The organism is Bacteroides caecigallinarum (genome assembly GCF_021530995.1).
Taxonomy (GTDB): domain Bacteria; phylum Bacteroidota; class Bacteroidia; order Bacteroidales; family Bacteroidaceae; genus Phocaeicola; species Phocaeicola faecigallinarum.
Window position 1 is genome coordinate 1 of the sequence record NZ_JADYTF010000139.1, and the last position, 8,073, is coordinate 8,073.

An 8,073-nucleotide genomic window follows, 5' to 3' on the forward strand; every position below is an offset into this window, starting at 1 on the left:
GATTTATAATGGATATATTTAATATTAAACTCGAATTTAATCATGAAGTTTTTCGTCAAGAAATAGAAAATTGTGTAAAAGACAAAGGCAAAGGGTACGTATGTGTAGTTGATGCTAACGTTTTAACAATGGCACATACTAACATAGAATATCGTGAAATTGTCAAGAATTCATATATAAATACTTGTGACGGAGGATCTATAGCATCAATGGCGAATGTATTATACGGGACTAATTATGAGGCATACAGCGGTCCTGAACTTTTTACAGATTATATAGGACGTTCTGATATAAAACAATTATTACTTGGTAATACTCAAGAAAAATATAATCAGATAGTATCCAAACTTGAGGAAAATGGTTTAGATTCTACTCATTTAACTTATATGCCATTACCTTTTGCATCGATAGATGAATTTGACTATGAAAATATAGCACAGTCTATAAATGCTATTAATCCTGATTTTATTTGGGTCTCACTAGGTGCTCCAAAGCAAGAAAACTTCATGTACAGAATTCTTCCTTATTTAAACCAAGGTTTGATGTTTGGTATTGGAGCTGCATTTAACTTTTACGTGGGTGATATAGTTCAACCTAAATTCCATATTGGTTCATTTAGATTTGTATGGCTTGATAGACTTTTCAGAGAGCCCCAAAAACAATTTAAAAGATTAAGTGGGATTTTAGTAAAATACCCTAATATTTCTTTTGAGGAAATGAAAAAAGTTAAGTATAATAAGAAAATATTTCTAAAACAGTAAATCTAATAGTGTAGTGTAATGAAAAGAATTATAATTAATCAAAAACAATTTATGCAAAAGAACAGTAAAATATACGTGGCAGGACACCGGGGAATGGTGGGAAGTGCCATTGTACGGGAACTGCAGAAGCAGGGGTATACGAATATCATTACACGTACGCATAAGGAACTGGACCTGACGAGACAGGAGCAGGTGGAGAAGTTTTTCGCCGAAGAGAAGCCGGAATATGTGTTTCTGGCTGCAGCCAAGGTGGGGGGAATAATCGCTAACCAGACGGCTCTGGCGGACTTTATGTATGAGAATATGACGCTGGAGATGAACGTTATCCACTCGGCATGGAAGAACGGATGCAGGAAGCTGCAATTTCTGGGGTCAAGCTGTATATATCCGAGAATGGCTCCACAGCCTATGCCGGAGAGTTGCCTGCTGACTTCGGAGCTGGAGAAGACGAACGAGGCGTACGCTCTGTCGAAAATAAGCGGACTGAAATACTGCGAATATCTGAACAAACAGTATGGCACGGACTACATAAGCGTGATGCCGACTAACCTGTACGGACCGAACGACAATTATCATCCGGAACACAGCCATGTGCTGCCGGCGCTTATCAGACGTTTCCACGAGGCTAAGGTGGCTGGACTGAAGGAGGTGACCTGCTGGGGGGACGGAAGCCCGATGAGGGAGTTCCTGTATGTGGATGACCTGGCGAACCTGTGTGTGTTCCTTATGAACAACTACAGCGGGGACGAGACCGTGAATGCGGGTACAGGGAAGGAGATTTCGATAAAGGGTCTGACGGAACTGGTGGCAAAGGTAGTGGGTTATGAAGGGGCTATACTCTGGGATACTACACGGCCGAACGGTACGCCAAGGAAGCTGCTGGATGTATCGAAGGCAAAGGCTCTGGGATGGACTTACAGGACGGAGCTGGAGGACGGAATACGTCTGGCTTATGATGATTTTCTGAATAATCCGATGAGGGCGGAAAGATAATTAAGAGATAAGAGTTTTAGTTATTAGTGTTTAGAATAAAAAAGAATGAAGAAAGTAGCATTGATTACAGGTGTAACCGGTCAGGATGGCAGTTACTTGAGTGAATTTTTATTGGAAAAGGGATATGAGGTGCACGGTATAATCAGAAGAAGTTCGGTGGACTACCGCGAGAGAATAGCTCATCTGGAGGGTACACCTAACTTCCATCTGCACTATGCGGATATGAGCGATTCTATGTCATTAGTAAAACTGGTAGGTAAGGTTCAGCCTACTGAGATATATAATCTGGCAGCACAGAGCCATGTGCAGGTGTCGTTCGACGCTCCTGAGTTTACAGCTGATGTGGATGCTGTGGGGGTGTTGAGAATACTGGAGGCTGTGCGTACCAATCATCTGGAGAATACTTGCCGCATATATCAGGCTTCGACTTCGGAGCTGTACGGAAAGGTGGAGGAGGTGCCTCAGAATGAGAATACTCCATTCCATCCTTATTCGCCGTATGCTGTGGCGAAGCTGTACGGTTTCTGGATTGTGAAGGAATATCGTGAGGCATACAATATGTACTGCTGTTCGGGTATCCTGTTCAATCATGAATCGGAACGCAGGGGGGAGACTTTCGTGACAAGAAAGATTACTCTGGCTGCGGCACGTATAGCTCAGGGAAAGCAGGATTGTCTGTATCTGGGCAATCTGGACTCGCTGCGTGATTGGGGTTATGCGAAGGACTATGTGGAGTGTATGTGGCTGATTCTGCAGCAGGAGAAGCCGGAGGATTTCGTAATTGCTACTGGGGTACAGCACTCGGTGCGTGAGTTTACGGAGCTTGCTTTCCGTCATGCGGGCATTGAGCTGAAATTCGAGGGTGAGGGACTAAACGAGAAGGGTATCTGTGTGTCGGTCAGCAATCCTGAAAACGGGCATCTGGTGGGAAAGACTCTGGTAGCGGTTTCGGAGGATTTCTATCGTCCTACTGATGTAGTGAACCTGTGGGGGGACCCGACAAAAGCGAAGGCCAAATTGGGATGGAATCCGCAGACTACAAGCTTCGAACAGCTGGTGCAACTGATGGTGGAACATGATATGGCGAAGGTGGCTGCTGACAGTGTGGCTTCGAAGGTGAGAACGAACCTGGCAGAGTATCTGGAAAAGGGAGTCGTTAAATAATTAATAATTAAGGGGCTGACTGAGGTAGCTATGAGCAATAAGAAAGTTTTCGTGAGCGGATGTTATGACCTGCTGCACAGCGGACATATAGAGTTCTTCCAGCAGGCTTCGAAATTCGGCGACCTGTATGTGGGTATCGGCTCGGATGCCACGTATCTGGAATATAAGCACCGCAAACCGATGTTCCCGCAGGAGGAGCGTCTGTTCATGGTGAGGAACATTAAAGCTGTGAAGGAGGCTTATATTAATGAGGGAAGCGGAGTGATAGATTTCATTCCGACTCTGGACATTGTGAAGCCGGACATCTTCGTGGTGAACGCTGAAGGTGGCAGCGAGGAGAAACGCAGGCTGTGTGAGGAACGAGGAATAGAGTACATTGAGCTGCAACGTACTCCGCACGAAGGACTGGAAGCAAGAAGCTCAAGCTCGCTCAAAGCGGCTATGCAGAAGGCGGAGAACGAGGCGGGAGAAAGCAAGGGCATACCGACGCGTCTGGACCTGGCGGGTACATGGATTGACCAGCCGTATGTGAGCGTGCATCATCCGGGATGGGCGATAACTATCTCTCTTGAACCGACTTTCGAGGTGAGGGACAGATGCGGACTGAGCACAAGCACACGTAACATCATAAAGAAGATATGGCCGGTGAAACTGCCGAAAATGGACCCTGAAACTCTGGCAAGACTTGTTTTCTGCTTTGAAAACAATCCTGAGCGCACGGAAGGACATATATCGGGGGCACAGGATGCGATAGGTATTTGCATACCGGGGCTGTGCAGACATTATTATGACAATAATTTCTGGCCTAAGAAGGTGGAGATATGCAGGGACGAGATGACTCTGAGATTCCTGGAACAGCACCTGGTGATGATTCCTCTGGAACCTCGAAAGCCTGGTTGTTCGGTGGTGGAAGGCAAGGACATAATGGTGGAGAAGGTGAAGGCTCTGGCGGATGCGGCTGATGCGTGCTGGGAGGCTATTATGGGGCGTAACTTAGATAGTTTTGCAGCGGCTTATAAAGCAAGCTTCGAAGCGCAGACAGCCATGTTCCCGGGAATGATAAATCCGGCTTATATAAATGCTCCGCAGCAGGACAACGGCTTTATCAGTGATGCCATAGCGCATTATAGCGCAATGGCGGACGTGATGGCATGGAAACTGGCTGGTGCTGGTGGTGGCGGATATCTGGCATTAGTGGTAAAGGATGCAAAGGAATTCCTGAACAGCCACAGTGAGGCTATAGAGTTGCATATAAGGAGAGAATAAGTTAGTTATCAGAATTACAGTCATAAATTAAATTGAATATGAAAAATATAGCAATTGCAGGAACAGGATATGTAGGCCTGTCGATAGCCACATTACTGGCGCAGCATCACAAAGTGACAGCTGTGGACGTAATACCGGAAAAGGTAGAGAAAATAAACAAAAGAATAAGCCCGATACAGGATGAGTATATAGAGAAGTATTTTGCGGAAAAGGAACTGAACCTGACGGCTACACTTGACGGAAAAGCAGCTTACAGGGATGCGGAATTCGTGGTTATAGCGGCACCTACGAACTATGATTCGGTGAAGAACTATTTCGATACTTCGCACGTAGAGGAGGTGATTGACCTGGTGATGGAGGTGAACCCTGAGGCGGTGATGGTGATAAAGAGTACTATCCCCGTGGGCTACTGCCAGAGTCTGTACAAAAAGTATGGCAGGGAACTGAAACTGCTGTTCGCTCCTGAGTTCCTGCGTGAAAGCAAGGCGCTGTATGACAATCTGTATCCGAGCAGGATAATACTGAGCTATCCCACTGAGGAGGTTTCGAATCATGCTGAGGAGCTGAAGAAGGCGGCAGAGACTTTTGCAGAACTGCTGAAGGAAGGGGCTCTGAAGGAGGATATAGATGTGCTCTTTATGGGACTGACGGAGGCAGAGGCGGTGAAGCTGTTTGCAAATACGTATCTGGCGCTGAGGGTGTCGTACTTCAACGAGCTGGACACTTACGCCGAGATGAAGGGTCTGAACACTCAGGATATTATCCGCGGTGTGAGTCTGGACCCAAGAATAGGGAACCATTATAACAACCCGTCGTTCGGATATGGTGGCTACTGTCTGCCTAAGGACACGAAGCAGCTGCTTGCGAACTATAAGGATGTGCCGGAAAATCTGATAGAAGCTATAGTGGAATCGAACCGCACAAGGAAGGATTTCATAGCGGACAGGGTGCTGAAAATGGCCGGATATTATGATTACTTCAATCGTGGCGACTTTAACTCTTCAGAAGAGAAGGAGTGCGTTGTGGGTGTGTACCGACTGACAATGAAATCGAACAGCGACAACTTCCGCCAGAGCTCAATACAGGGAGTGATGAAGCGTGTGAAGGCGAAAGGGGCTACTGTTATAATATATGAACCTACGCTGGAGGACGGTACTACTTTCTTCGGCTCGAAGGTGGTGAACGACCTGGAGAAGTTCAAGAGCATGAGTAACGCCATAATAGCGAACAGATATGACGCATGTCTGGATGACGTGGCGGACAAGGTTTATACAAGGGATATTTTCAGAAGGGACTGATAATATAGCATACTTACCCCAAAATATTGAATCTGTAAATTATGGAACTTTATATATCTACTATTAAAGAATTTATACAAAAAGGAGAGATGGTTGATACTATTATTGATAATCTACACCTGATACATGATAATAAGGATAGTAGAGAATATGTTATAAATAGGATTTCCGATTTTCTTAATACATTACAGGATGACCTGACAATTTTGGTTGAAACTGAATATGTTGACAAAGTCTATCGAGACAGCTATTATACACTTTATTCTACAAAACTAAGAGAATATTACCGTAATTGTGTTCGTATCTCATTCTTCACACCTGAATTCAATGAACAGACTGAAATCACAGTTGAAAACATTGAAAAAATAAAAAACGCATACCGAGGCTTTTTAGTTTTACGGCCACTTGCTGAATGCTGTATAGGACGAAATGTGATTTCACCATCAGCAAAAAATAAAAGGTATCCCAGCATGCGCATTTGTAAAGCCAGTATTCCCTCTACATGTATGGGAATAAAAATGAGGGTAAGCGGTTTCCCTCATTCTTCACAAGACGGTGAAATGATGAGTTGTGCAGAGACCACCGTATGGAGTATATTAGAATATTTTGGGAACAAATATTCAGAGTATCGACCGGTGATGCCTTCGGATATTCTTGCTGCATTGAAACCGTTTGCCTATGAAAGGCAACTACCATCGGGTGGATTGTCGTTTGAACAGATTTCCAGTGCGTTGAAAAACCAAGGATTTGGCTGTAAGGTCTATGAACAAACAAATCCTATGTTCCAGGAACTCTTTACCTGTTATATAGAAAGTGGAATACCTTTAGCCGTATGCATACAGACCAAGGAATTCGGTCATGCAGTGGTATGTGTTGGCCGCAATGAAACCAATCGTACTGTCATTGATTCAGCCGGTACAATTAACATAATGGGAGGCAACTACTATGTCTGGAATAATAGTATTGAGCACTTCATTTTCAATGACGACAATTATCCTTCTTATCAGCATACAACCTTTAAAAAACCGACGGCTTATTACAATAGTAAAGACTGGGACAGCGGAAAAATAACCCATTTTATAGTACCATTACATCCTAAAGTTTATCTGGATGGTGAATTAGCAATTAAAGCCTCCAACTATCTGGCTATACGTAAATTGAATATACCTGAAATGTCTGTCATCAGAACCTTTCTGGCATCGAACCGTACATATAGAGAATATATAATGAGAAATCCTGATATGACAGAAGAGGCAAAACTTGTTTATCTACAAATAGATATGCCTAAATTTGTTTGGGTAACGGAAATTTCAGATAAAAAATCTTTCTTAAATAATAAAGTAAACTGTCTGATTTTACTGGATGCAACAGGTAGTAACATTGATAACGAAGGATATTCATCTCTTCTTTTCTACCAGAAAAGGGATGTCGGTACATTTTTCAACAAAAAAAATCGGTGGTTTGAGAATATTCCTTTATCTTTGCCGTCTCTATTTGAGGCTTTTAATGACAACCTAAAATAATCAAATAATGAAAAAATTTATTTCTTTCAACGAACTGGCAACACAAAAGAAGGTGCAGGTCATACCTATGGACTCGTCTGACGTTAAAGAGTTCAACCTTTACATGAAAAAGGCGGCACGTGAAAGTTCGAAGAACAGTCAGCGAGCGAACAGTACAGCATCAAATGCGTACCTTACAAGATGATAGTGTATTATGGATAACAAAATGATGGAATAATGGGATTCCCCCATATCCGGCAGAAGAGTGAACGCACGGGTATGGGGGAATTTTTAGTTTAGCAGGAATAATTAAATAGTCTTTACTTCCTCCCAAAGACGGACAGAGGGGAACTGCATAATTCCACAGGACGGTATCTTCGCATAGAAGTTAAACCACTAAACATTAAGGAATTATGGACAACAACTTGAACTACTCGGTGGCGGAAAGGAAGGACCCGAGAAACCCGGAACAGGAAGGATTGTATTACGCCCACGTTCGCTCGAGAGGGGTGCTGGACACTAAAGGGCTGATTGAAAGAATAAGGAACAGGGGAACTGTGGGGAATCCGGACATTGTGGCGGTGCTGATAACGATGGAGGAGATTGTGACGGATGCGCTGTGTAACGGGGAGATAGTGAGACTGGGGGAACTGGGGTCGCTATCGCTGAGCGTTAGCAGCAGGGGATGCAGAAGCAAGGAGGATTTCGACAGCAAACATATCACGAAGGTGAGGGCTATATTCAAGGAGGGAAGGACACTGAGGTGCGGAATGGCTACGGTGCACTTCAAAAAGGTGGAATAAGAGGGATTCCCCCATGCAGCGGCAAGAAATGCCGGGCATGGGGGGATTTCGTTTTTTTGTGTAATTAGAAAAAAAATACACATTTTTTTTGATATGTCATTATTAAGTCTTATATTTATAACGAGTAAGGATTTATGATTCTAATATCTTTATTTTGGAATTATTACTGTCCGCTAAAGACGTGAATTCCCTCCCAACTTGCTGAAATAGATAAGTTGGGAGTTATTTTCATATCAGACAAGCCCCTCTTATGAGCTTATTACCTCCTTAGGTGGTGGTTCTGCTG

At 43.8% G+C, this 8,073-nt stretch carries 8 protein-coding genes; all 8 read left to right on the forward strand.

Annotated elements, in window-relative coordinates:
- The coding region (locus I6E24_RS14520; RefSeq protein WP_235329269.1) for a WecB/TagA/CpsF family glycosyltransferase at positions 1-761 on the forward strand (761 nt) is incomplete at its 5' end.
- A 51-nt stretch (positions 762-812) separates the two neighbouring features.
- Complete coding sequence (locus I6E24_RS14525) at positions 813-1,754, forward strand: GDP-L-fucose synthase family protein (RefSeq protein ID WP_235329270.1); 942 nt, start codon at positions 813-815, stop codon at positions 1,752-1,754.
- Positions 1,755-1,799: 45 nt separating this feature from the next.
- Positions 1,800-2,918, forward strand: a complete 1,119-nt coding sequence (gene gmd, locus I6E24_RS14530) for a GDP-mannose 4,6-dehydratase (RefSeq protein ID WP_235329271.1) — start codon at positions 1,800-1,802, stop codon at positions 2,916-2,918.
- Between the two features lie 30 nt (positions 2,919-2,948).
- Positions 2,949-4,184, forward strand: a complete 1,236-nt coding sequence (locus I6E24_RS14535) for an adenylyltransferase/cytidyltransferase family protein (protein WP_235329272.1) — start codon at positions 2,949-2,951, stop codon at positions 4,182-4,184.
- Between the two features lie 38 nt (positions 4,185-4,222).
- Positions 4,223-5,482 (forward strand): nucleotide sugar dehydrogenase, encoded by a 1,260-nt coding sequence (locus I6E24_RS14540; protein WP_235329273.1) that lies wholly within the window; start codon positions 4,223-4,225, stop codon positions 5,480-5,482.
- Between the two features lie 41 nt (positions 5,483-5,523).
- A complete protein-coding gene (locus tag I6E24_RS14545) occupies positions 5,524-7,005 on the forward strand; it encodes a hypothetical protein (RefSeq protein WP_235329274.1) in 1,482 nt (493 codons plus the stop codon).
- 7 nt (positions 7,006-7,012) lie between these two features.
- A complete protein-coding gene (locus I6E24_RS14550; RefSeq protein ID WP_204405124.1) occupies positions 7,013-7,189 on the forward strand; it encodes a hypothetical protein in 177 nt (58 codons plus the stop codon).
- A gap of 208 nt (positions 7,190-7,397) precedes the next feature.
- Entirely contained in the window at positions 7,398-7,787 is a 390-nt protein-coding gene (locus I6E24_RS14555; protein WP_235329275.1) for an HU family DNA-binding protein, read from the forward strand.
- The last annotated feature ends 286 nt before the right edge of the window (positions 7,788-8,073 follow it).